Genomic DNA, 23,196 nt, shown 5'->3' on the forward strand with positions numbered 1-23,196 from the left:
TTTGGGAATCAATGTAAAAAATATGGCAAACAATACAAAAAAGCCCCAAATATATGGGGCTTAGCAGATTTACTTTACACTTTCACTCTTAGGTGACCTTCTCAGAAAGGAATATCATCATCGTAATAATCAGCATCACCACCTGAACCGTAATCCGGGCCGGCAGAGGCTGAAGCCGGTTGTGGATTGTTGTAATTACCTTTTGCTGCGGGCTGAGATGGACGACCTTGACCGTAATCCTGACTATCATTACTGCCGCCACCGGCGCCTTTACTGTCCAGCATGGTCATTTCATTGCCAACAATTTCGGTGGTGTATTGGTCCTGACCTTGCTGGTTTTGCCATTTACGCGTCTGAATACGGCCTTCAATATAGACTTGCGAGCCTTTACGCAGATATTGCTGAGCAATTTCCCCCAGTTTATTACGTAATACAACGCGATGCCATTCGGTGCGTTCCTGGCGCTCACCGGTTTGTTTATCACGCCAGCTTTCTGAGGTCGCAATCCGCAAATTACAGATCGAGCCACCATTAGGAAAAGCCCGGCTTTCAGGATCAACCCCGAGTCTGCCAACCAGAATAACTTTGTTTACTGACATGGTGAATTCCTTTACTAATTCAAATTTTGGTTCATTTTACTATGCATAAATCAGACACGCTTCGAGTTCATGCAAATCGACATCATCGGCAAGATATTTAACGTACGCGATCCGCTCTTCAAGCACAATCACGATCTCAACCACGCCTTTAATAGCATTCAGCCGTTCTACAAATTCATCAGCCGTTTCAGCGGTGACTTCGTTTAATGGAACAATGCGGCTACTGTAATGTTTTGGTGCCTGCATCGGCAACATCATAATCAACCACCCAGCACTGATCAGTCCTGCAGACCAGAAGATCCAGCTGATATCACCAATGCTGTAAATAATGCCACCTAATATACCGCCAATAAAAGCACCGATAAACTGCGCGCTGGAATAGATTCCCATCGCTGTGCCTTTGTTTTTAATCGGACTGAGTTTGGACATCATCGATGGCAGGCTGGCTTCAAGAATATTAAATGCTGTGAAAAATAACCATAAGCAAATCATCAGCATGGCCAATGAGCCGGGTAATAGAGCCCAACCGATCTGAGCGACAGCCAGCACGGCAATTGCGCCGGTAAATACCAGTTTCATTTTGCGCTGTTTTTCGGCCAGCAGAATAAACGGCACCATGCAGATAAACGCCAGTAATAACACTGGTAAATAGGTTAACGCTAAATCCGCTTTGGCGACGCCGGCAAAATCCTGCAAGGCGATTGGTAGCGCGAAAAAACTTAACGTGAGTAATAAATGGAGAATCAGAATACTGGCGACCAGACGCATAATGGAAATATTCGCCAATACCTCGCCAATTTGTGCGCGGGCTGGTTTCATATCCTGATGTTGTTTGTGTTTATAAGGAGTGGGAACCCACCAATGCAATACCAACATGCCAAAAACAGCCATTAATGCAGTGGCCCAGAAGATACCATCCAGTCCAATCCAGCTTTCTAAAGCCGCCCCACTGGCTAATGCCACGGAAAATGATAAGCCAATGCTGATACCGATGGCGGCCATCGCTTTGGTGCGATGCTGATCGCGGGTAAGGTCTGCGGTTAAGGCCATGACTACGGCGGCAATCGCGCCACTGCCTTGTAATAATCGACCAATAATGACAGTGTAAATTGAGTCTGCCATGGCGGCTAACAGGCTACCGAGGGCAAACAGGAGCAAACCCAGATAAATGACCTTCTTACGGCCAATTCGGTCGGAGAGCATGCCAAATGGAATTTGCAACAGCGCCTGCGTTAAACCATAGGCACCAATCGCGAGACCTATTAATAAAGGCGTGCTGTGTGAATATTGTTGGGCGGAGAGCGAAAATACCGGCAAAATCATAAACAAACCCAGCATACGCAGGGCGAAGATGACTGATAAACCGGAAATGGTACGTTTCTCCAGCGCACTAAGTGCGTCAGGTGTGGCTTGCTTTTGCGTCATGATAGGGTGACAGAGTATATTGATCCGTTGGATTTTACTACGGAACAGGCATGAAAAAAATCAGTATTCGCGGCGCCCGTACGCACAACCTTAAAAACATCGATCTGGACCTGCCCAGAGATGCACTGATTGTGATTACCGGCTTGTCCGGATCAGGCAAATCGTCACTGGCTTTTGATACCTTATATGCGGAAGGTCAGCGGCGCTATGTGGAATCGCTTTCAGCCTATGCCAGACAGTTTTTATCGATGATGGAAAAACCCGATGTTGACCATATTGAGGGACTTTCCCCGGCCATTTCGATTGAACAGAAGTCGACATCACATAATCCACGTTCTACTGTCGGTACCATCACTGAAATCTATGATTATTTAAGATTGTTGTTGGCCAGAGCCGGTGAACCGCGCTGCCCAACGCATCATCTGCCGCTGGAAGCACAAACCGTGAGTCAGATGGTAGACACCGTATTAGCCATGCCGGAAGGCAAACGTTTAATGTTATTGGCTCCGGTAATTCAGGATCGCAAGGGCGAACATCTGTCAGTGTTTGAAGGGTTGCGGGCCCAAGGGTTTGTGCGTGCCAGAGTCAATGGTGAAGTCGTTGAACTGGACGATCCACCAGAGCTTGAATTACGCAAAAAACACACGATAGAAGCCGTGGTTGACCGTTTTAAAGTACGCGAAGATCTGCAACAACGTCTGGCGGAATCGTTTGAAACGGCTTTGAAATTAGCCGATGGTGTGGCCAAAGTCGTCTCGATGGATGATGACTCGGATCAAACATTATTTTCGGCGCGTTTTGCCTGCTCTGAGTGTGGCTATTCAATAGCCGAACTCGAACCGCGCATGTTTTCCTTTAATAATCCGGCCGGTGCCTGCCCGACCTGTGATGGTTTAGGCATCAAGCAATTTGTTGATCCTTCCCGAGTCGTTGCACACCCTGAACTTAGTTTGGCGGCCGGTGCCATTCGCGGATGGGATCGTCGTAATGCCTATTACTACCAAATGATTCTATCGCTAGCCGATCACTTTCAATTTGATATTGATGCGGCATTTGACTCGTTACCTGAAAATGTCCGCCAAGTGATTTTGTATGGCAGTGGTCGTACCGAAATTGATTTCAGTTATATCAGTGATCGTGGCAAACGAGTAAGCCGAAAACATGCTTTCGAAGGTATTATTCCCAACCTGCAACGCCGTTATCATGAGACTGAATCGGGTAGTGTTCGTGATGAACTGGCGAAATTCCATTCAATCAGAGCCTGTCCGGATTGCCATGGCACCCGCTTACGGGAAGCCTCACGTAATGTATTTATCAATGAAACCAATTTGCCAGAAATAACGGCGATGCCGATTGGTGAAGCCACCGAGTTTTTCCAGCAACTAGAGCTGCCTGGCAAACGTGGCGAGATAGCCAGCAAGATAGTCAGCGAGATCAGTGCCCGTCTGAGTTTTCTGGTTAATGTCGGGCTGGATTACCTGTCGCTGGCGCGCAGTGCAGATACCTTATCCGGTGGTGAAGCTCAGCGTATCCGGCTGGCCAGCCAGATTGGTGCCGGTCTGGTAGGAGTGATGTATATCCTTGATGAACCCTCCATCGGTCTGCACCAGCGTGACAATGATCGTCTTTTGGGAACACTGACCCGGCTGCGTGATTTGGGAAATACGGTGATTGTGGTTGAACATGATGAGGATGCGATTCGCAGTGCCGATTATGTGCTGGATATCGGGCCGGGTGCCGGGGTCCATGGTGGTGCAATTGTGGCGCAGGGCACGCCAGAAGATATTATGAAAAGTGAGCATTCGCTTACCGGACAATACCTGTCTGGTCGTCGAAAAATTGAAATCCCAGCTAAACGCGAAACCGCCCATGCCGGTAAATCCATTGGTCTGCGTGGTGCCTGCGGTAATAACCTGAAACATGTCGATGTCGATATTCCGATCGGTCTGATGACTTGTGTTACCGGCGTGTCTGGTTCAGGAAAGTCCACCTTAATTAACGAAACGCTGCTGAAGCTGACTTCCAAGACATTAAATGGTGCTTCCGAAGAACCCGCACCGCATACCGATATTCTCGGCCTGGAACAATTAGATAAAGTCGTGGCGATTAATCAAAGCCCGATTGGTCGGACGCCGCGCTCTAATCCTGCTACCTACACCGGTCTTTTCACCCCGATACGAGAGCTATTTGCGGGTACTCAGGAAGCACGGGCCAGAGGTTATGGACCTGGAAGATTTAGCTTTAATGTTAAAGGCGGCCGCTGTGAAGCCTGTCAGGGTGACGGTTTGATTAAGGTCGAAATGCACTTTTTACCCGATATTTATGTGCCTTGTGATGTCTGTAAAGGTAAGCGCTACAATCGTGAAACCCTTGATATTCGCTATAAAGGTAAAACCATCACTGAAGTGCTGGATATGACTATCGAAGATGCCAATGTGTTTTTTGAAAATATTCCGGTGGTGGCGAAAAAACTGCAAACCTTGATTGATGTCGGCCTGACCTATATCAAGCTGGGTCAGAATGCCACGACGCTTTCCGGCGGTGAAGCGCAACGGGTCAAACTGGCCAAAGAATTATCCAAACGTGATACCGGTAAAACGCTGTATATCCTTGATGAGCCGACCACAGGGCTGCATTTTTACGATATTGAGCAACTGCTGAAAGTCTTGCATCATTTACGCGATCGGGGTAACACTATCGTGGTGATTGAGCATAATCTGGATGTGGTAAAAACCGCCGACTGGGTAATTGATATGGGGCCTGAGGGTGGCGCTGGCGGTGGTGAAGTGATTGCTGTCGGCACGCCGGAGCAAATCACTGAATATCCACGTTCGCATACCGGACATTATCTGAAGCCGTTATTAAAATGAGTCTTGAACAGGAAATGAAACTTACCGTGAATGGCGAGACCAAACTGAATCTTGCTGATCTGGAATGGCTGCAAGCCATGGTCAGTGAGCGAAAGCAGTTGCATCTGCGGACGGAGTACTTTGATACCCCGCAACTGAAACTGAAACAGCAGGGCATCGCTTTACGTATGCGACAGATCGACGATCAATGGCTGCAAACCGTTAAAACCAGTGGCAAGGTTCAGGATGGTCTGCATCAGCGTGAAGAATGGGAACATCCCATCATGAATGGTGAGTTTGATCTGCCCTTGCTTCGACAAACACCGTTAGCGCCGATGGTCGATGACAGTGGCAGCTGGAAGCAGTTGCAGCGTCTGTTCTATACCAAATTTAACCGGGATATTCTTATGCTGGAAGCCACCCAGGATACCCTGATTGAGCTGGCGTATGATTTTGGTGAGGCCGTTTCGGGTAACAACAAGGCGATTATTCATGAAGTCGAACTGGAGTTACGTCACGGTTCACTGGAAGTGTTACAGCAAATTGCAGAAAAGCTGAAGTCGGAATTGGCGCTGAGTTATAACAACCGCAGTAAGGCCGAGACGGGTTACCAGTTATATCAACAACAGAATACTGACTGAATAACTAATGGGCCAACAGGCCTCGGGCACTTTCAAACTTCCAGGTACGGATAATGGTAAGCATGTCATTATTTTGCAGAACATCCTCGGGGATGGCGGCATAGGGAGCACCTAAACGTACAATTCGCACGGCGGCATCATCCAGTACCTTATGCCCGGAAGATCGAGACACTACAATACCATCGGGCGGCACGCTGCCATCCGGTTTGATATCCACTGATAACATCAAGCTACCGTTAATACCTTTATCCTTGGCTTCCTGGGGATAATTCATATTGCCAATACGTTCCACTTTCATCTCCCAGGATCGCATATAGGCCGCAGCAGCATATTCTTTGGTGGACGCTGAAATACGGCGTTTTTTTGGGGATTTGCTTAACGCCATACTGTTATTTTCCAATGTGCTCTGCAGTGATCCGATTTCGCTTCTTGCCCGAGCAACCAGCTCTGCACCAGAAACTTTTGGCGTAATTTCTGCTGTTTCTTCAACGGTATCGACGGTCTCTTCAGTGACAATTTCAGAAGTATCTACCTTACGTTCAGCCTTTTCAGCCGTGACTTTTTTGCTGGCGGTTTCGGGGTCGGGTTTTGTCTCAACCACTGGTTTTTCAGTTGGGGGCTCTGGAACCACCTTTTCAGCTGGCGCCTCTGCTGGAGGAGATGGTTCAACTGGCGGAGCCGGTTCTACAAGGGGGGCGGGGATAACCGGTTCTACAGGAACCGGATCCAGTTCCGTAATCGTGGCAGATACGGGGTCTGTTGATGCGGGAGCCTCTTCGGCAATTGGTACCGGCAAGTCAAGTGTGGGTTCAGGCGTTTTTTCTTCGGTTTCACCGCCACCTTCATTATTGACCTGAGCAAGGTAACTGGCCTCTTCCGATTGCTGTTCAGTCTGCTGTTTGACCAGCGTGATATCCAGTTGATTGACGGGTGCATTGGTCGGTGGTGAAAACACGTTAAAACTGATTGAAAACAGCACGATAACATGCAAAATGACCGACCCGATAAGGGTCAGAATTATCCGATCAGTGGCTCTGCTGGTCGAAATCATTCACTCACTCGTGTGGAATTTCGCGAATTACCGGTTCGGCATCATGTCCGGTTAATCTGACACGTTTCTGCATCGCAGGACTCATTTCTACCTGACCATCTTCAGTGACCAGCATAACCATATCAAGTCCCATTTCGGCAGCAATGGTTGGCCAGTTACTGCCTGCTACAAAAATCGCTGTTGCTGCAGCATCTGCCAAGGATGCATTCTCGTGAATCACGGTAGAGGACATTGCCTGATCAGCAGGATAGCCGGTACGTGGATCCAAAATATGCGGGTAACGTTTTCCTTCATAGGTAAAAAAACGTTCGTAATCTCCAGAGCTGAAAACACTTTCATCATCACTGACAGCGACCGAGGCTAACACTCTGTCATGTCTGGGGTGGCGAATGCCAATAATCCAGGGACGTTCGCCATGAGTTCCTATGGCACGTAAATCGCCACCAATATTGACCACGGCATTTTCAATACCCTGTTGCTGCAGAATTGCGATGGCATTATCAACCGCATAACCTTTGGCAAAACCACCAAAGCCCAGTCTTACGGTAGAATTTTTACTGGTTAGTTGCCCATTTTCGATAACAATATCATCCATCGTCGGGCTGACGGCCAGCCATGCATCGATATCAGCCTGTGGGGGAAGTGGACGGGATTCAAACCAGTCATCCTGCTCATATCCCCATAATGCAAATAAATTACCGGCTGCCGGATTAAACAAATGGCCACTGTCTTTCGCCAGTTTCTGAGCCAGTAAAATCACGCTGGCAACATTGTCATCCACTGCAATGGATTGTTCTGCTGCAATTGCATCATTAATTTTGGTTAACACACTCGGCTGCCATGCATGCCACAGGTCATTTACTTCTGAAAAGGATTGCTCCAGAGCATCAATAGTTTGAGCTGCCGTTTCTTCATCAACACCGTACAGACTGACGTCGATTTCGGTGCCAAAAGCATAAAACTTGGCTTGCAGCGCCCTATCCTGATTACCACATGCACTTAATAAACTTAAACCAATTACCAATACAAGGCTGTGTAAAACAGTCTTCATAAATGTGCCTCAATACAATTCATCAAATCACCGGCAATATTCAGGTTGAATTGCCGATCCAGCTCACGAATACAGGTCGGGCTGGTGACGTTAATCTCAGTCAGATAATCGCCAATCACATCCAGACCAACAAATAACAGACCTTTTTCACGTAATTTTGGCCCAACCTGCTGACAAATCCAGCGATCTCTATCTGTGAGTGGTCGGCCTTCACCCCGACCACCCGCTGCCAAATTGCCACGTGTTTCGCCATCCGCAGGGATTCGGGCCAAGGCGAAGGGAACTGGTTCGCCGTTAATCAGCAGAATACGTTTATCACCGTCTTTAATTGCCGGTAAATACTGCTGCACCATCACCGATTTTTTGCCTTGCTCGGTAAGCGTTTCGACAATCACCGAAAAATTCGGATCGCCCTGACTGACTTTGAAAATAGAAGCGCCGCCCATGCCATCTAATGGTTTGATAATAATATCGCCATGTTGTTGCTGAAATTCACGCATCAGTTGTTTTTTCCGGGTGACCAAGGTAGGCGGACAACATTGCGGAAACCAGGCAGTAAACAGTTTTTCGTTGGCATCACGCAGGCTTTGTGGATGGTTCACCACTAATACGCCCTCAGACTGAGCCTGTTCCAACAGGTATGTGCTGTAGATATATTCCATATCAAATGGGGGATCGATGCGCATCAGGATGGCATCAAGTTCGCTAAGCCTGCGGGTTGTTGGTTCGCCTAATTGATACCAATTATTGGCATCTTCAATGACCTGTAAATCCCGCATGCTGGCCATCACTTTGCCCTGGCTCAGATACAGATCCTGTTGTTCCATATATTGGATTGTCCAGCCCTTGGCCTGAGCAGCCAATAGCATCGCAAAACTGCTGTCTTTTTTGATATTGATGGCCGAAATGGGATCCATCACGATGCCGATAAGTCGCGACATAATTCTGCTCTTTAACACAAATTAAGGTGGCTGCATTGTACCGTATCTGTTTCTTTGCGGTGACTGTCGCTTCAGTCAAACCGTCAAGCGCATAAATTCATTACGGAGTTGTCTCTACAAGCCACTGCTTTATTCGCTATAATCAGTACATTTTTAGTCATGCGAAGACAATTTTCTCAATGAGTAATTCTGCGGCAACTGTGGCGGCCACGCCAAAAACTTTTCAGGAACTGATTCTACGTCTGCAACAATACTGGGCAGAACAAGGCTGTGTGTTATTACAGCCCTATGATATGGAGGTTGGAGCGGGTACCTTCCACCCGGCCACCTTCCTGCGAGCTATTGGCCCGGAGCCCTGGAGTGCGGCGTATGTGCAGCCCTCCCGTCGTCCGACAGATGGCCGTTATGGCGACAACCCTAACCGTCTCCAGCATTACTATCAGTTTCAGGTGTTGATCAAACCATCGCCTTTGAATATTCAGGAGCTGTATCTTGGCTCATTAAGAATGCTGGGAATTGATACCACCATCCACGATATACGTTTTGTAGAAGATAACTGGGAATCACCGACATTAGGTGCCTGGGGGCTGGGTTGGGAAGTCTGGTTGAATGGGATGGAGGTGACACAGTTCACCTATTTCCAGCAGGTTGGCGGCCTCGAATGTAAACCCGTCAGCGGTGAAATCACTTATGGTCTGGAACGTATCGCCATGTATTTACAAGGCGTAGCCAGTGTTTATGATTTGGTTTGGGCTGATGGTCCACTCGGCAAAGTGACTTACGGCGATGTGTTTCATCAGAACGAAGTCGAAATGTCGACCTACAACTTTGAACATGCCAATACCGAACATCTGTTTCAACAGTTCGATACCTGTGAAAAAGAGAGTGAAAGAATGATTGCAGCGGGCTTGCCATTACCTGCTTATGAAATGGTTTTAAAAGCGTCACATACCTTTAACCTGTTGGATGCACGGAAAGCGATTTCGGTCACTGAAAGACAGCGCTTTATCCTGCGTGTCAGAACATTGGCCAGGGCAGTTGCTCAGGCTTACTTCGACCGACGTGAATCTCTGGGCTTTCCGATGTTAAGTAAACAGGATGAGGTGTAGTCATGAGTGATGTACGTGATTTCCTGCTAGAGCTTGGCACTGAAGAGTTACCGCCCAAAGCCCTTTCGACTTTAAGTGAAGCTTTACTGAAAGGTGTTGAAAAAGGGTTAACTGAGGCAGAACTCACTTTCTCAACGTCAAAAGCCTATGCCAGTCCACGTCGGTTGGCGGTAGTGATTACTGGCCTCCAGACTCACCAGGCCGATCGTGATATCGAAAAGCGTGGCCCTGCCGTTACCGCTGGTTTTGATGAAGAAGGCAACCCGACCAAAGCCTTACAGGGATTTGCCCGTTCCTGTGGTGTGGATGTCGATGCACTTGAAACGCTGGAAACGGATAAAGGTGCCTGGTTAGTCTACCGCGAAAAACAGACGGGTCAGGCCGCCACAGAGTTACTGCCGGAAATTGTGAAGCAGTCCTTAGCAGCATTGCCAATTCCCAAGCGTATGCGTTGGGGCAGTTTATCTGAAGAATTTGTCAGACCGGTGCATTGGCTGGTGTTGATGCTGGGAGATGAGATTATTCCAGCCAGTTTACTGGGCGTGCAATCCAATCAACTAAGTTATGGACATCGTTTCCATCATCCCCAGGCGATTCGCATCAGCAGTCCACGAACCTATGCGCCGCAATTGCTTAGCGAAGGCCATGTGATGGTTGATTTTGCTGAGCGTCGCGAAGCCATTTGCGGACAGGTCAATGAATTGGCCAGCCAACTGGGTGGTCAGGCCATTATTGATGATGAATTGCTCAATGAAGTCACCGGTCTGGTGGAATGGCCGGTTGCCTTATCGGGTGAGTTTGAAAAGCGTTTTCTGGAATTACCGTCGCAGGCGTTAATCTCCTCAATGCAAGGCCATCAAAAATATTTTCCGGTAAAAGATGCTGCAGGCAAGTTACTGCCATTTTTTATTACCGTTTGTAATATCGAAAGTCGTGACCCGGCGCAGGTGATTGCCGGTAATGAACGGGTGATTCTGCCCCGGTTAAGCGATGCGGCGTTTTTCTGGGATACTGATAGAAAACGTCCATTAGCGGATCGTCAGGAACAACTGAAAACCATCGTGTTCCAGAATCAACTGGGCACGGTCTTTGATAAATCCCAACGTGTTGCGAAACTGGCTGTTTTTATTGCCGGCAAAATTGATGGTGATGTAGCACTGGCCGAACGTGCTGCCATGTTGGCCAAATGTGATCTGGTCACTGAAATGGTCGGCGAATTCCCCGAACTGCAAGGCATTATGGGCAGCTTCTATGCGCGTCTTGATGGCGAGCAGGAAGAGTTGGCTGCAGCGATGGATGAGCAATATCTGCCACGTTTTGCCGGTGATGCTTTGCCACAGGGCAAAACCGGGCAGGCATTAAGTCTTGCTGAAAAAATCGATACCTTGTGCGGTCTGTTTGGTATTGGTCAGCCACCATCAGGTGCCAAAGATCCGTTTGCCTTACGGCGTGCTGCGTTGGGCGTGCTGAGAATTATAATCGAAAATAATCTGGATTTGGATCTGGCTGAACTTTTACAACAGTCAGTGCAAAGTTACGATAAACAGCTTACTGAAACTGAAATCGTGGCTCCGGTGATGCAATATCTGTTTGATCGTTTGCGTGGCTATGCAGCAGATGCAGGTCACCATGGTGATGTGTTTGAAGCCGTTTTAGCCTTACAACCCACACGCCCACTGGATTTCATGCAGCGCATGCAGGCGGTATCCGCTTTCCGTGATATGGAACAGGCTGAAGCGCTGGCGGCAGGTAATAAACGCATTGATAATATCCTACGTAAAAATGGTGCCTATGAAGCGGATCATCAGTTAAATCCCGCCTTACTGGAAGCAACAGCTGAACAACAACTCGCGGAAACTTTAAAACGTGTATCTGCAGATGTTGAACCGTTGATGCAGCAGGCTGACTACACCGGCGTGTTGCGTCGACTAGCCGATATGCGAGACAGTATTGATGCGTTTTTTGACGAAGTCATGGTTATGGCAGAAGATGAAGCCATTCGTCATAATCGCTTGGCGTTGTTGAATCAGACTCGGGCTTTATTTATGGGTGTGGCAGATATTTCCCGGTTACAAAATTAGGATGCGTATATGTCGCTGATAATTCTTGATCGTGATGGTGTGATAAACCATGATTCGGATGATTTTATTAAATCGCCGTCAGAATGGGGACCTATTGAAGGTAGTCTGGAAGCCATTGCGAGATTGAATTATGCAGGTTATCGGGTGGTGATTATCACCAATCAGTCTGGTATTGCCAGAGGTTTTCTGGATGTGGAAACTCTCAACCGTATCCACAGCAAAATGCGACGAATGCTGGCACAAGTTGGTGGACGCATCGAAGCCATTTTTTTCTGCCCACATGGTCCCGATGATAATTGTGAGTGCCGAAAACCTAAAGATGCGGCATTTAAAGAACTTGCTCACCGGTTACGAGTGAACCTGGACCATGTTCCTGCGGTAGGGGATTCTCTACGCGATATCCAGGCGGCACAATCTGCAGGAGCCAAACCCATACTGGTACGCACCGGAAAAGGTGAAAAGACTCTGAAGAAAGGCATTCCCAAGGATGTGCCGATATATGACAATCTGGCTGCAGTAGCCGATGCATTGTTGGAAATCGTAATTTGATGCAAATTTTCCGTTCATTCATCTTTCTGATCATTTACGCAATAACAGCCATTCTATTCTCGGTAATTGGCGTGCTAATCTGGCCATTACCGTTTAAACAACGCTACTGGGTGGTCAGCCGGTGGGCGGTCATGAATATCTGGCTGTTAAAAATTATTTGTGGATTAAGGCTTGAAGTCGAAGGGCGCGAAAATATTCCGACAGAGCCTTGTGTGATTTTATGCAAACATCAATCAGCTTGGGAAACACTGGCTTTACAGGCTGTGTTTCCTCCTCAGGTATGGGTGCTAAAACGTGAATTATTATGGATTCCTTTTTTTGGTTGGGGACTGGCGTCGTTACGGCCAATTGCTATTGATCGTAATGCTGGCCGTAAAGCTTTGCATCAAGTAATAGAGCAGGGTAAAGAGCGATTGCAATCAGGTGCAATGGTGGTGGTGTTTCCTGAAGGGACTCGTTTGCCTCCAGGAGCCATAGGTCGATTCGGTATTGGTGGAGCACGTTTAGCAGTGAATACTGCCGTTCCAGTCATACCTGTGGCACATAATGCTGGAAGCTTTTGGGCAAAAAGGGGATTCCTGAAACGACCTGGAGTGATCAAAATGGTGATAGGCACTAAGATAGACACTCATGATTTGTCGGCAACTGCCGTTAACCAGCACGCGTATGATTGGATGACAATAACCATGACCCAACTGGAAGGGAAAACACCGGTGGAAATTACTAAAGGTGAACAGCGTGGCGAGAGCTGAAGGTATTTTACGGTTATTAATTGTTGATGATTCTCTTACTGAGGCAGATGCAGTCATTAATACGCTGCGTAGTGCTGGGCATGCTGTCAGAGCTGGACGAGAAGATGATTTTGATGCATTAGAACAGTCTTTATGTAAACAAAGCTGGGACCTTCTTGTTTGCCGGGATCATTTACCAACCTTGGCGCCTGTTGAAATTGTTAACTTGATCAAACGTCTGGGTAAAGATCTTCCGTGTGTCGTCATTACCGAACATAAAGAAGCAGAAAAAGAGCTGTTTCGAACGGGTGTTCAAGATGTTGTCTTAAAAGATGATGTTGAACGGTTGCAGTTTGTCGCAGAGCGCGAGTTGGATAATTTATTTATGCGGCGTCTGGGACGGCGTAATGAACGGGCGCTTCGCGAAAGTGAAAAACGTTCTCGTGCGCTGCTGGAAAGTTCGCGAGATGCTGTCGCCTATATGCACGAGGGTATGCATTTATATGTTAATCATGCCTACCTCACTTTGTTTGGTTATGAAGAGCAGGAAGAAATTGATGGTTTGCCTATCCTGGATCTGGTTAACGGTGAAGACCATGCAAAATTCAAAATGGTTTTCCGGCAGTTCACTGAACAAAATGATGCAAAACCAGCAACAGTAACGGTTCAATGCCTGAGAAACGATGGGTTTGTGTTTGATGCCGATATTGAATTCAGCCATGCTCAAGTGGAGGGAGAAGATTGTACTCAAGTCGTGGTTCGTGACCGAAGTTCAACCATTACCGACGATAATGAACAATTTATTTTATTGCGTGATTTTGATCTACTGACAGGCCTATATAATCGGAGCCGGTTTGTGGATGAGTTACAGCAAACCGTTAATCAGGCAGCTGAAAACCAAAAAGATTCTGCATTACTGTATATGGTGCTTGATGATTTCCAGCAGATAAAAGAAATGGTTGGCTTGGCAACCAGTGATATGGTTATTAAAAGCGTTGCTGAATTGTTACGCAAAACGGCACAGGATGGAGAAACATTAGGACGTTACGGTGACCAGATTTTTACCATAGTCATCCCTGACGCAGATGAAAATGTCGTAAACCAGCGCGCAGAAGCTTTTCTGAAAAGCGTTGATGAATTTGTTTCTCATGCCAACGGTAAAATTATTGATCTGCATTGCAGTATCGGCATTGCTCGCATCAGTGAAAATATGGCGTCAGCCCAGACTGCTCTGGAAAATGCTGATAAGGCCTGTACGATCGCTCAGCATGCTGGCGGTAATCAAACAGCCCGGTTCCAGGACAAAATGACACAAGCTGATACCACTGATCTTTCAGCTTGGCAGGCAATATTACAAAATGCGCTGAAAAAAGATTTATTCAGTATTCACTTTCAGCCTATAGTCGGTTTACACGGTCCGCAGCAAGAACTTTATGACATTTTGTTGAGACTCCAAGACAGTGACAAAACTTTGCGAGCGGAAGAATTTATTCAATATGCCGTCAAATTACAAATGATGACGGAAGTCGATAAATGGGTAATTCGTACGGCACTGAAAAAACTTGCAGAACATCACCAGACCCACCCAAAAACTCGTTTTTTTATAAAACTTTCCGAACAAACGTTGCACGAAAAAGATTATGTAGACTGGCTATCGGCAACTCTGGCAGCACACAATCTGACCGGCCAGGCGTTGATTTTTGAAATCAGTGAAACTGCTGCATTGGATAATCTTGAAGATACCAAAAATACCATTGCCAAGTTGAAGGCTATCGGTTGTGAATTTGGTCTTGAGCACTTCGGTTCCGGTATTGATTTCTCACATAGCCTGAGCGTGCTGGATGTTGATTATCTGAAAATTAATGGCAATTTTGTTGAGAATATGGCGCATGATGCCGAAAATCAGGCAGCAATCAAAGCCATCGTCGAAATGGCAAAACATGCTGATAAACGCACTATTGCCGAATTTGTCTCAGATGCTGTCAGCATGGCTCTGCTATGGCGATTAGGTGTCGATTATGCTCAGGGATTTTATATTCATAAACCTTCGGATCGGCTTGATTACAACTTTGAAGAAGAAGATCTTTAGTGTTTTTCTGCTGTGACCCAAAAGCCGGTTTTTATAACCGGCTTTTTATTGCTTAGCGACGTCCTGTGCGTAATGCCTCAATACGTTTTTCAAGTGAAGGGTGAGTCATAAATAACGCTGATATACCTGCTCGGCCACCGGAAATACCAAACGCATGTAATTGATCCGGTAAAGGTTCATCGGCAGTTCCGGCCAAACGTTGTAATGCAGCAATCATTTTACCTGAGCCAACCAGTCTTGCTGCACCGGCATCAGCACGAAACTCACGCTGACGACTGAACCACATCACGATAATACTGGCGAGAATACCCAGCACTAATTCTGCAATGATTGAGGTAATCCAAAAAGCTGGACCATGACCTCGTTCGGTTTTGAAAACTGTCCGGTCCACTAAATGACCAATGACTCTTGATAATACAATAACGAATGTATTGACTACCCCTTGGATTAACGCCATGGTGACCATGTCTCCATTCGCAACATGGCTGACTTCATGAGCTAAAACGGCTTCAACTTCATCTTGAGTCATGGTTTGCATCAGACCGCTGCTGACCGCAACTAATGCGTTGTTACGATTCATGCCGGTGGCAAAAGCATTAGGTTGGGGGGATTGGAAGATGGCCACTTCAGGCATTCCGATGCCCGCCTGTTGTGCTTGGCGTGAAACCGTGTCAACCAGCCACTTTTCAGTTGAGTTTTTAGGAGAGGTAATCACCTCGGCGCCAGTCAGTCGTTTGGCAGTCCATTTGGAAATCGCCAGAGAAATGAATGAACCACTGAAGCCGATAATTCCCGCAAAAATAAGTAAGGAAGTCATATTTAAACCTGCACCTTGCTCATCCAGCAGGCTATCTATACCGAGCAGTCTCATTGTCACGCTTAATACCGCTAACACCGCAATATTGGTGGCAAGGTACAACATGATTCGTTTCATTCGATATTCCTTGAGATTAAGTTGTCAGTAATATGGGTCAGCAGCGAAATGTTTTCAAGCGGTAACCGATAAATGTTTAACCAATATCTTTGCCAGATGATGAGCATTATTCTGCTCGGTTTCGTCCAGCATTAAACTGCAAATGATGTCATCCTTATCAATAACGCTTCCTCCGGCAGGCAGGTCATTACAATAATCTGGCCAGTCAAAATCAGCCGGAATAATGATTTGTTCCGGGGCAAAACAAAACCATAAGAGTCGCTTTTTTTTTGAAAGTTCATCGGTGGCTTCAGGAATAAAACCAGTTGACCCTGTCAGTTGCCAATTGATAATTGAAGCGGTAGCAGGCAATAATTGACATGATGCGGTAGGCCGTGGATTGATTTCTAGCAGAAAGATTTCGCCAGCAGGATTGAGCAGAAAGTCTAAAGACATCAACCCCGATAACGCAAGTCGCAGGGTCAGTTTTTGTAATGCCTGATGGAGAAATTGTCGTTGGTTTGGATTAAGTTGCAGCTCATTGGTAATAGCCTTCAAGCTGAAATCATTGGTCTCGCGAGTAAATTGCTGGTTGAAAAGTAACAATTGAATGTCATTCGCTGCAGCCAGAAACAGTACGGATCCACTGATACCCTCAATGTATTGTTGATAATAACGGTCGGGACTTTCTGCTACCGAATTTGCTTCAACAATATGCGTTCCTCCCCAACTGGCAGCCGATTTGGCTAACCATTTACTATTTGACGTCTGTTTTTTTTGAAATGTTGTTGGTGGATGGGGTAAAGATAAACTATCCAGTATCGTAATCCATTTTTCAGGAAGGCAAATCTGCTCAAAGCATTCATATGAGGGGCCTGCAAATTTGATATGGGGGGGTAATTGTAACAGGGCAGGATAAAAACGCTCGATACCGGTGCCACAGATTAACCAGCATGGCTCATCATCACTTAAGGTAATAATGGCCTGTAGCCATTGATGGGCTTCAAGGTTATCCAACGCAGATAGTTTCAAAAATCTATCCGCAGCTTCGAGGGTATCAATGTCAGCAAAGCAATCAGCTACACGGGGGGTAAAACCCTCACGTCTAGCCGATTGCGCCAACATTCTTGCGCTTTGTGCAACGATCAACAGGAGCCTGGGATGACCAGCCATTACTGGCTCCTGTACTTTCTATGCTTAAACTAGTTTACGAGCACCTTCAAAGGCGTTTCGGAAATCCAGATAAACAGGTTTATCACTTTCAAGTGTTTCTCTGAGTAAAGCTTGCTGTAGTTTATATTTCACATTACCTATTGCAAGTGCACCGATACCAACCGCTTTTGGACATTGAGATGCAAATTTCAAAGGTTTACCGTTATCCATTAACTCTAAACCTTCAATTCCCAAAGGTGCAACTGCATTCACATCACCTGCTACTTTTAGTTGTTTGGCATCACCCAGTACGGATGCATTCAATACCTGAATGCCCGCTTTTGCTGTACAGAAAACCACATCAGCATCGCTTAACAGACGGGCTTTATCTGCGTCAGATGCTGCAGTGGTGGCTCGTAAATTAACACCGTAACGTTTACGGGCTTCATCAGAAAACTGCAGAGCTGTATCCAGTGAAAAGTGATCAACAATCGTGGTTTCAGCACCTTGCAATGCTGCGATTACTGCGGTGGCAAGTCCCACTGGACCGGTACCGCCAAACACAACCGCTTTAACACCTTTGTAATCCTGTTTGAACTGTTTCTTTAATTCTCGTTCGACACAGGCCACTAACGCCGCTGCAGTGGTAAAAGCGCCACTTGGATCAGCAAATACCGGAATTTCGAATGGCGGTACCATTGCAGACTTGGCTGCATCAAGCATATCCATCGCCAGGCCAATATCTCTTCCACCGATAAACATACCTGTCTTTTTTACACCGGAAGGACCACGGGAAAAAATGGCATCTTGTGTTAAGCTGGCCACCTCATTCAACTCAACATTGTTGTAGGGCATGATGATGTCGTAACCGGCATCCAATGCCATGTTGATATCAAACGGACTGTTTTGTTTCATAGGGTTGAGCATATGAATGATGGAACGCTTGGACATGTTAATTCCTCACTATTTATAAAAATGTAACGTCTAGTCGTCGATTGTAATGGCAGCACCCTGATTTACACCAGTAGCACTTAATAATTCGATATTCTGCAATTGACTATCTGAATTAATCATGCCGCGAAGTTCAGCTATAAGACGATCTGCCTGAGACTGGTTCTCGGTAAATACACAGGATGTTGGTCCCCATGAACTTTGTGCCATACCACTAAACCCCAAAGACTGGCAGTGCTGTATTAATTTGGCTATTGCCTTGCTGGTGTATTGGCCGCCTTGTGCCGGGGCAAAATGTTGACCAATGAGTGTCTGAATTTCGCTGACTGCGGAGCCAAACAATTCAATATTTTGCTCTATTAGCGCAGGCAGTAATTGCATTAAAGTCAAATGACAAATCTTCTGGCTATGTAGCAAAGGAAATGCTGGCAACTGTTGAAAAGCCTGAATTTCGGTTTGACCATGTATACCCTGATGGTTTTTGTCCATCAACATCACCAGCCGCCACTGAGAAGGAAAATCATGCTGAAATAATTTGACAGGTGTTGGAGAGTTTACTCCCAAGCCTGCATCGACCACAAAACCGCCACGATCAAATGTATTGATACCAATACCAGATCGCTTTCCACGGTCCATTGCTTGAGCTATCCTTGGGGTGGTGTAATCCCGTTGATGATATGTCGCCAATATACGACCAATCACCAGTGCTAACTGAGTGCCTGACCCCAGCCCTGCATGTTCCGGAATTAACGAATGAACATGCAACCTGACCCGACGAAGATCGATAGGGATGTCTTTTCCCAATGTCAGGTAAAACTGACCGATCAGTTTATTAATTTTGTTCTGTACCGAATCTGAAAGTTGTGTTTCAGCGAGAAAATGATTGTCGTTTTCGGTCAGGCTGATATGCGTGAAGTGGCTGTCTATTGCTAAGCCGATGCTACCAAAATGACGGCCTAAGCCGCCATTTAGATCCAGAAAGCCAAGGTGAAGCCTTGCTGGTGCCTGTACGCTAATAATTTGCTGTCGAACAGGCGAAGCCATTTGTTGCACTGTTGTCACTAAGCGTTGTCGATTTTGCAGGCGATATCGTAAATAGTGGTTTCATCCAAGAATAAATCATTGGTATCAAATAACGATGCTACAGCGCCACGGTGTACTTTCATTTTAAAGTTACCAATTGCAATGGCACCGTAAAAACGTACCCCCTGTTTTTCCGTTCCATTATCCATAACCTCCATGCCCTCAACGCCTAACGGAGGAACTGCATTCACGTCTGCGATCACTTCGAGAGTCTTGCTGGCAGTCCAAGTCGCTTCAGGTACGATACAAACACCTGCGGGCCCGGCAGCAATGGCGACATGAGCATCTTTGAGTAATGCTGTAACTGCTTCATCACTTCGTGTTTCGCCAGGAATAACATCAACACCATAAGCCTTCTTCATATGCTCAACGGTAGCTTTACTGCGAGCCATACTACGGCAGGTCAAGGTTACTTTACTGGCTCCTTCTTTCAATAAGTACAATGCCGTTCGTTGTCCAACAGGGCCAGCACCAAGAATCACCACATTTTTGCCTGTTATGTCGTAATTGGTCATTACTTTACGTGCGATAGCGGCTGCGGTAGTGTTTGAACCATTTGGATCCAGCATTACCGAAACCCGAACTGGGCCAAAGAATGCTTTTTTTACCGCTTCTCCAACCAGTTCACTGGCAGTTACATTTGAACCACCAATGAAAATTGCGCTGTTTTTAAGGTTTTTACCTCCGCGAGTAAAAATCATGCCATGAACATGAGCGGTGACATTGTCACGAGTTGCTCCGCCATGAGCGATGATGTTGTCAACCCCCGAGTCATAGGCAACAGCTTGGTCAAAAGTGCTCGCGACGGTATCAGTATCGAGATGTAGCAGTATTTTTTCATCATGTTCTCCTGCATTTAGCATGGCTTGATGTGAGATAAGTAAACGCTGAATTTTACCCTATGTTGTTTAAGTGAGGAAATTTAACTGTATAAGTGTTCCGTCAAAAACATTGATTGGTGATCTGATAAAGTGGCAATATCCTGCTTTTATGTAGGAACTTGTGTTGTTAAGAATCAGTCACATCAACACCATAATAATTAAATTTTAGGAGTAGAGAATGAAGAAAACCATTCTGTCGACAGCCCTTTTAGCAAGTGCAAGCATGTTAAGTTTTAACGCTATTGCTGAGAATCAAAAGGATTTTTCAACGGTCACAAAAGTTCAATATGTTAACGATTGCATGCAAGCAAATACAAAATTAAATGTCTATGAAGGTGTACATAAATGCTCATGTGTTGTTGATAAGCTTGATGAGGCATTCACGCAGACTGAGTTCGAAGACATTAACACTGGATACATGTATAAAAACCTTCCTGCTGATCGTGGGGCACAATTTCGTGATGATAAAGGCTTGAGTAGTGGTATCGATAAATACGAAGAGCTATCGGCTTCTGCTTATAAAGAATGTCGAATTCAATAGAATTTTAATGCCCCAAGTCCGAAAAATGACAAAATGTTATTAAAAAACGATACCGTTACCGTAAATTTAGGCGGTAATCAATGGTATGGTTTAAGACAAGTTTAACGGTGCCAAGCACTCAATATGTCTTTAATTTAGCAAGGTAATGTTGTTTTCAGATATTTTAATGTGCCGAACGCAGTAGGTTTTCATTGTTCCGACAGGTGCTGACTCTGAAGTTGGAATAGAGGCTAGTTTTTCTGCAGGCAAAATATGGCTACTCTGCCAAATGTGACCCTATGGTCATGCCCTGTGTCGGTGGAGTGAAGGAGTCTTCCGACGCTATTTTGACTAATCTGATGGTTTCGGAGTCCAGCTTTTATCATGTCCGGAGCTGGGCTCTTTTACAATGAGCATATCGACGATCGCGCTATCGGGAAGGGGCTTTCTTCGGAAAATGCTTTGTTGTCAATGGCTCATTGCGATCCGCCGTCTGTGGTCATGGCTGGAGCATATGGATTGGCCTGTTTATATTTGTGGTTCTCAATGGTCGAAAAGGCATGATTTACCGACGGTTTTCACTGCCGGAGGTAATTCTAATTCTGAAATGTATTGAGAAATAAATGGCGAGCGTAAATTGCAGACAAAAAAACTTGTTAACAAGCTTCGAACAGAAAATGAACACGCCGGTGATATAGTTACCACCGGCGTGTCATCACGGAACCGTTCAAATTGTCTAAGCGGATCACTACTACACTATAAAACTGTTCCCATACAGTTCCTTAATAAACGTAATTAAATTTGTTTATCTGAACTATAGGTCATTTCTTTACTGTCATTCACCATAGCTTTCAATACCCCGTGCTTTTGAGGAGTAAAGCTAAAACGGATGCTAGGATCTTCACTGATTGAAATACCTGCTTCAAGCGTGATCAGGTTTTCATCTGCAAAATCTATAACAATTTCTTTTACATAATGCGGTGGAATATAACCGCGAGTTTTTTGATCAAACTGTAAACCACTATTATTCGGGTGACTCACAACAACCTGTGCTTGAGTCGTTTCTCCAATGTTGGCTTCGCGCATCCGGATCTGCATTTTGCCCAAACGAGCCATTGCCGCTTCCATATCTTTACCCGCCGGAGCGCTGCATCCTCCTGAGGCTTTGACAAATTTTGAGACCATGTGCAAAGAACCGTCATTCATTTCCGCGATAGCACGCATGTCAGTGTATTGGTCGACTCTGACACGTGTAGCAATATCAATATCACCTAGTGTTGGTGATAGGTGAAAATTTGCAGAGTAGGGCATCGGATTTTTATCAATGATGATATGTATGTTTTTGATGTATCTTTCAGCAGTTTGCGGTTGAACGGATTTAACACTAATTGGGACAATGGCAGCATCTTCAGCTCGGGTAGGCGCTTCAAGGCTCAAAATATCCTCTGCATTTTCACGTATTTCACGATCGCCAAAATAAGTTTGCTTAAGCCCCGACCATAAATCCTCTTCAGCTGTTGTAGCCTGTGTAATGAGGCTATGACTCATCAATATGCTAATTACAGCCCAAAAAATTGTATTTCGGCCCATCATTTTTCTCTCCCAGGGATTATTCCCACTCTAATTCTACATAAGCAGCGGTAACATTTCGACGATGATACTCTTCAAAAAGTTTCCATTTATCAGCTTCTTGTGTGCCTACCGAGGCAATGGCCTCTTCAATGGTTCCCATATCGTTAATAATGTCCCTGACCTCTTTACGGACAGTCGTCAGGTAGTGCAATAAATCCTGCCAACCTTTTGATTGTTTGCCGTCAAAAGCTGGTCCATGACCTGGAACAACCATTTCTACATCACGTTCACCCAGTGTTTCTAGGGCATCGATCCAACCGTTAATACTGCCGTCCAATGCTGGGATACGTTCAACAAAAAGTAAATCACCGGTCCATAAGGTGCTGCTATTAACATCATAAACCGTTAAATCATGATCAGTATGGGCAGTGGTATAAGCCGTTAGTACCAGTGGTCGGTTGCCAAGCTCCAATTTTATCGGCGAGTCAACCTGTACCAGTGTCCCTGCTTCAATAAACTTAGTACCTTTATAGGCATCACCCAAAATCTCTGAAAATTGTCTCGCAAAATGTTGTTGACGACTAGCCATTGCTGCCGGTAATTTTTCGTGCCCTACAAATTCTGGCTTATCAATTGTAAAAGCAGCATTTCCTAACACATGATCCGGATGAACATGAGTATTAATAACATAACAAATAGGTAAGTCACTATGCTGGCGAATAGATTTACGCAATAACTCACCTTCGTAAAAACTGCCGCCGCTATCTATCACTGCAATACATTTTTCACCAATAATAAAGCCAACATTGGCAATAGCGCCCAGATTCTCAGCATTAGCTTCTTCGTGATTGCCCTGATGGTAAAAAATACCCTCCGCAACCTGCTTTACAGAATAACGATTTACCTGACTCTCGCTCGCAAAAGCAATTGATAAAGCCATAAACGAAAAAAACGAAATCAATAAATGCATATATATGCCTCACTATATGACAGCCTCTAGACTGTTAC

General features: G+C 45.8%; 20 protein-coding genes. 8 read left to right on the forward strand and 12 right to left on the reverse strand.

The genetic code is table 11. The annotated features are described in order from the left end of the window. Positions 1 to 101 precede the first annotated feature (101 nt). On the reverse strand, positions 102 to 599 hold the full coding sequence (gene ssb, locus Q7A_RS02825) for a single-stranded DNA-binding protein (protein WP_014705821.1): 498 nt from the start codon (positions 597 to 599) through the stop codon (positions 102 to 104). A gap of 39 nt (positions 600 to 638) precedes the next feature. Next, a complete protein-coding gene (locus tag Q7A_RS02830; RefSeq protein ID WP_014705822.1) occupies positions 639 to 2,024 on the reverse strand; it encodes an MFS transporter in 1,386 nt (461 codons plus the stop codon). A gap of 50 nt (positions 2,025 to 2,074) precedes the next feature. On the opposite strand from Q7A_RS02830, the gene uvrA reads away from it, so the two are divergent. Continuing rightward, positions 2,075 to 4,894 carry an excinuclease ABC subunit UvrA gene (gene uvrA, locus Q7A_RS02835; RefSeq protein WP_014705823.1) on the forward strand — a complete coding sequence of 940 codons (2,820 nt, stop codon included), beginning with the start codon at positions 2,075 to 2,077 and terminating at the stop codon, positions 4,892 to 4,894. After that, a complete protein-coding gene (locus tag Q7A_RS02840; protein WP_014705824.1) occupies positions 4,891 to 5,514 on the forward strand; it encodes a CYTH domain-containing protein in 624 nt (207 codons plus the stop codon). The genes uvrA and Q7A_RS02840 overlap by 4 nt, the downstream gene beginning before the upstream one ends. Positions 5,515 to 5,518: 4 nt before the next feature. On the opposite strand, the gene Q7A_RS02845 is transcribed toward Q7A_RS02840, so the two are convergent. From Q7A_RS02845 to gshB, 3 genes are read right to left on the reverse strand one after another with little or no spacing between them, the layout of a single operon-like run. Further along, complete coding sequence (locus Q7A_RS02845) at positions 5,519 to 6,565, reverse strand: energy transducer TonB (protein WP_014705825.1); 1,047 nt, start codon at positions 6,563 to 6,565, stop codon at positions 5,519 to 5,521. Positions 6,566 to 6,569: 4 nt separating this feature from the next. Next, positions 6,570 to 7,616 carry an FAD:protein FMN transferase gene (locus Q7A_RS02850; protein WP_014705826.1) on the reverse strand — a complete coding sequence of 349 codons (1,047 nt, stop codon included), beginning with the start codon at positions 7,614 to 7,616 and terminating at the stop codon, positions 6,570 to 6,572. Continuing rightward, a complete protein-coding gene (gene gshB, locus Q7A_RS02855; RefSeq protein WP_014705827.1) occupies positions 7,613 to 8,557 on the reverse strand; it encodes a glutathione synthase in 945 nt (314 codons plus the stop codon). The genes Q7A_RS02850 and gshB overlap by 4 nt, the downstream gene beginning before the upstream one ends. Positions 8,558 to 8,736: 179 nt before the next feature. On the opposite strand from gshB, the gene glyQ reads away from it, so the two are divergent. The 5 genes from glyQ to Q7A_RS02880 are packed head-to-tail and all read left to right on the forward strand — an operon-like array spanning position 8,737 to position 15,116. Next, entirely contained in the window at positions 8,737 to 9,666 is a 930-nt protein-coding gene (gene glyQ, locus Q7A_RS02860; protein WP_014705828.1) for a glycine--tRNA ligase subunit alpha, read from the forward strand. Between the two features lie 2 nt (positions 9,667 to 9,668). Further along, positions 9,669 to 11,747, forward strand: coding sequence for a glycine--tRNA ligase subunit beta (gene glyS / locus Q7A_RS02865; RefSeq protein ID WP_014705829.1), 2,079 nt, complete (start codon positions 9,669 to 9,671; stop codon positions 11,745 to 11,747). Between the two features lie 9 nt (positions 11,748 to 11,756). Then, a complete protein-coding gene (gmhB, locus tag Q7A_RS02870; protein WP_014705830.1) occupies positions 11,757 to 12,296 on the forward strand; it encodes a D-glycero-beta-D-manno-heptose 1,7-bisphosphate 7-phosphatase in 540 nt (179 codons plus the stop codon). After that, on the forward strand, positions 12,296 to 13,048 hold the full coding sequence (locus tag Q7A_RS02875) for a lysophospholipid acyltransferase family protein (protein WP_014705831.1): 753 nt from the start codon (positions 12,296 to 12,298) through the stop codon (positions 13,046 to 13,048). The genes gmhB and Q7A_RS02875 overlap by 1 nt, the downstream gene beginning before the upstream one ends. Beyond that, entirely contained in the window at positions 13,035 to 15,116 is a 2,082-nt protein-coding gene (locus Q7A_RS02880; RefSeq protein ID WP_014705832.1) for an EAL domain-containing protein, read from the forward strand. The genes Q7A_RS02875 and Q7A_RS02880 overlap by 14 nt, the downstream gene beginning before the upstream one ends. Before the next feature lie 52 nt (positions 15,117 to 15,168). Here the strand turns inward: Q7A_RS02880 and htpX are convergent, their stop codons facing one another. Genes htpX through Q7A_RS02905 form a run of 5 tightly spaced genes read right to left on the reverse strand, consistent with a single transcriptional unit; the run spans position 15,169 to position 20,078 of the window. Next, the gene (gene htpX / locus Q7A_RS02885) at positions 15,169 to 16,050 is read right to left on the reverse strand and encodes a protease HtpX (protein ID WP_014705833.1); all 882 of its coding nucleotides are present in this window, start codon (positions 16,048 to 16,050) and stop codon (positions 15,169 to 15,171) included. Positions 16,051 to 16,104: 54 nt separating this feature from the next. After that, entirely contained in the window at positions 16,105 to 17,202 is a 1,098-nt protein-coding gene (locus Q7A_RS02890) for an ATP-grasp domain-containing protein (protein ID WP_089418497.1), read from the reverse strand. Between the two features lie 24 nt (positions 17,203 to 17,226). Then, entirely contained in the window at positions 17,227 to 18,132 is a 906-nt protein-coding gene (locus Q7A_RS02895; RefSeq protein ID WP_014705835.1) for an NAD(P)-dependent methylenetetrahydromethanopterin dehydrogenase, read from the reverse strand. Between the two features lie 33 nt (positions 18,133 to 18,165). Beyond that, positions 18,166 to 19,176 carry a beta-ribofuranosylaminobenzene 5'-phosphate synthase family protein gene (locus tag Q7A_RS02900; RefSeq protein ID WP_014705836.1) on the reverse strand — a complete coding sequence of 337 codons (1,011 nt, stop codon included), beginning with the start codon at positions 19,174 to 19,176 and terminating at the stop codon, positions 18,166 to 18,168. Between the two features lie 17 nt (positions 19,177 to 19,193). Next, positions 19,194 to 20,078 carry an NAD(P)-dependent methylenetetrahydromethanopterin dehydrogenase gene (locus tag Q7A_RS02905; RefSeq protein WP_089418498.1) on the reverse strand — a complete coding sequence of 295 codons (885 nt, stop codon included), beginning with the start codon at positions 20,076 to 20,078 and terminating at the stop codon, positions 19,194 to 19,196. 196 nt (positions 20,079 to 20,274) lie between these two features. Between Q7A_RS02905 and Q7A_RS02910 the strand changes: the two genes are divergently transcribed. Continuing rightward, the gene (locus Q7A_RS02910) at positions 20,275 to 20,637 is read left to right on the forward strand and encodes a hypothetical protein (RefSeq protein ID WP_014705838.1); all 363 of its coding nucleotides are present in this window, start codon (positions 20,275 to 20,277) and stop codon (positions 20,635 to 20,637) included. A gap of 774 nt (positions 20,638 to 21,411) precedes the next feature. Here the strand turns inward: Q7A_RS02910 and Q7A_RS02915 are convergent. Further along, entirely contained in the window at positions 21,412 to 22,164 is a 753-nt protein-coding gene (locus Q7A_RS02915) for a quinoprotein dehydrogenase-associated SoxYZ-like carrier (RefSeq protein ID WP_014705840.1), read from the reverse strand. Between the two features lie 61 nt (positions 22,165 to 22,225). Beyond that, positions 22,226 to 23,158 carry a quinoprotein relay system zinc metallohydrolase 2 gene (locus Q7A_RS02920; RefSeq protein ID WP_014705841.1) on the reverse strand — a complete coding sequence of 311 codons (933 nt, stop codon included), beginning with the start codon at positions 23,156 to 23,158 and terminating at the stop codon, positions 22,226 to 22,228. Positions 23,159 to 23,196: the final 38 nt, after the last annotated feature.

It is taken from the genome of Methylophaga nitratireducenticrescens (genome assembly GCF_000260985.4).
Lineage (GTDB): Bacteria > Pseudomonadota > Gammaproteobacteria > Nitrosococcales > Methylophagaceae > Methylophaga > Methylophaga nitratireducenticrescens.

Excerpts from the sequence above, each read along its gene's own strand:
- ssb (WP_014705821.1), bottom strand. The coding sequence starts at position 599 with ATGTCAGTAAACAAAGTTATTCTGGTTGGCAGACTCGGGGTTGATCCT.
- Q7A_RS02830 (WP_014705822.1), bottom strand. The coding sequence starts at position 2,024 with ATGACGCAAAAGCAAGCCACACCTGACGCACTTAGTGCGCTGGAGAAA.
- uvrA (WP_014705823.1), top strand. The coding sequence starts at position 2,075 with ATGAAAAAAATCAGTATTCGCGGCGCCCGTACGCACAACCTTAAAAAC.
- Q7A_RS02840 (WP_014705824.1), top strand. The coding sequence starts at position 4,891 with ATGAGTCTTGAACAGGAAATGAAACTTACCGTGAATGGCGAGACCAAA.
- Q7A_RS02845 (WP_014705825.1), bottom strand. The coding sequence starts at position 6,565 with ATGATTTCGACCAGCAGAGCCACTGATCGGATAATTCTGACCCTTATC.
- Q7A_RS02850 (WP_014705826.1), bottom strand. The coding sequence starts at position 7,616 with ATGAAGACTGTTTTACACAGCCTTGTATTGGTAATTGGTTTAAGTTTA.
- gshB (WP_014705827.1), bottom strand. The coding sequence starts at position 8,557 with ATGTCGCGACTTATCGGCATCGTGATGGATCCCATTTCGGCCATCAAT.
- glyQ (WP_014705828.1), top strand. The coding sequence starts at position 8,737 with ATGAGTAATTCTGCGGCAACTGTGGCGGCCACGCCAAAAACTTTTCAG.
- glyS (WP_014705829.1), top strand. The coding sequence starts at position 9,669 with ATGAGTGATGTACGTGATTTCCTGCTAGAGCTTGGCACTGAAGAGTTA.
- gmhB (WP_014705830.1), top strand. The coding sequence starts at position 11,757 with ATGTCGCTGATAATTCTTGATCGTGATGGTGTGATAAACCATGATTCG.
- Q7A_RS02875 (WP_014705831.1), top strand. The coding sequence starts at position 12,296 with ATGCAAATTTTCCGTTCATTCATCTTTCTGATCATTTACGCAATAACA.
- htpX (WP_014705833.1), bottom strand. The coding sequence starts at position 16,050 with ATGAAACGAATCATGTTGTACCTTGCCACCAATATTGCGGTGTTAGCG.
- Q7A_RS02890 (WP_089418497.1), bottom strand. The coding sequence starts at position 17,202 with ATGGCTGGTCATCCCAGGCTCCTGTTGATCGTTGCACAAAGCGCAAGA.
- Q7A_RS02895 (WP_014705835.1), bottom strand. The coding sequence starts at position 18,132 with ATGTCCAAGCGTTCCATCATTCATATGCTCAACCCTATGAAACAAAAC.
- Q7A_RS02900 (WP_014705836.1), bottom strand. The coding sequence starts at position 19,176 with ATGGCTTCGCCTGTTCGACAGCAAATTATTAGCGTACAGGCACCAGCA.
- Q7A_RS02905 (WP_089418498.1), bottom strand. The coding sequence starts at position 20,078 with ATGCTAAATGCAGGAGAACATGATGAAAAAATACTGCTACATCTCGAT.
- Q7A_RS02910 (WP_014705838.1), top strand. The coding sequence starts at position 20,275 with ATGAAGAAAACCATTCTGTCGACAGCCCTTTTAGCAAGTGCAAGCATG.
- Q7A_RS02915 (WP_014705840.1), bottom strand. The coding sequence starts at position 22,164 with ATGAGTCATAGCCTCATTACACAGGCTACAACAGCTGAAGAGGATTTA.
- Q7A_RS02920 (WP_014705841.1), bottom strand. The coding sequence starts at position 23,158 with ATGCATTTATTGATTTCGTTTTTTTCGTTTATGGCTTTATCAATTGCT.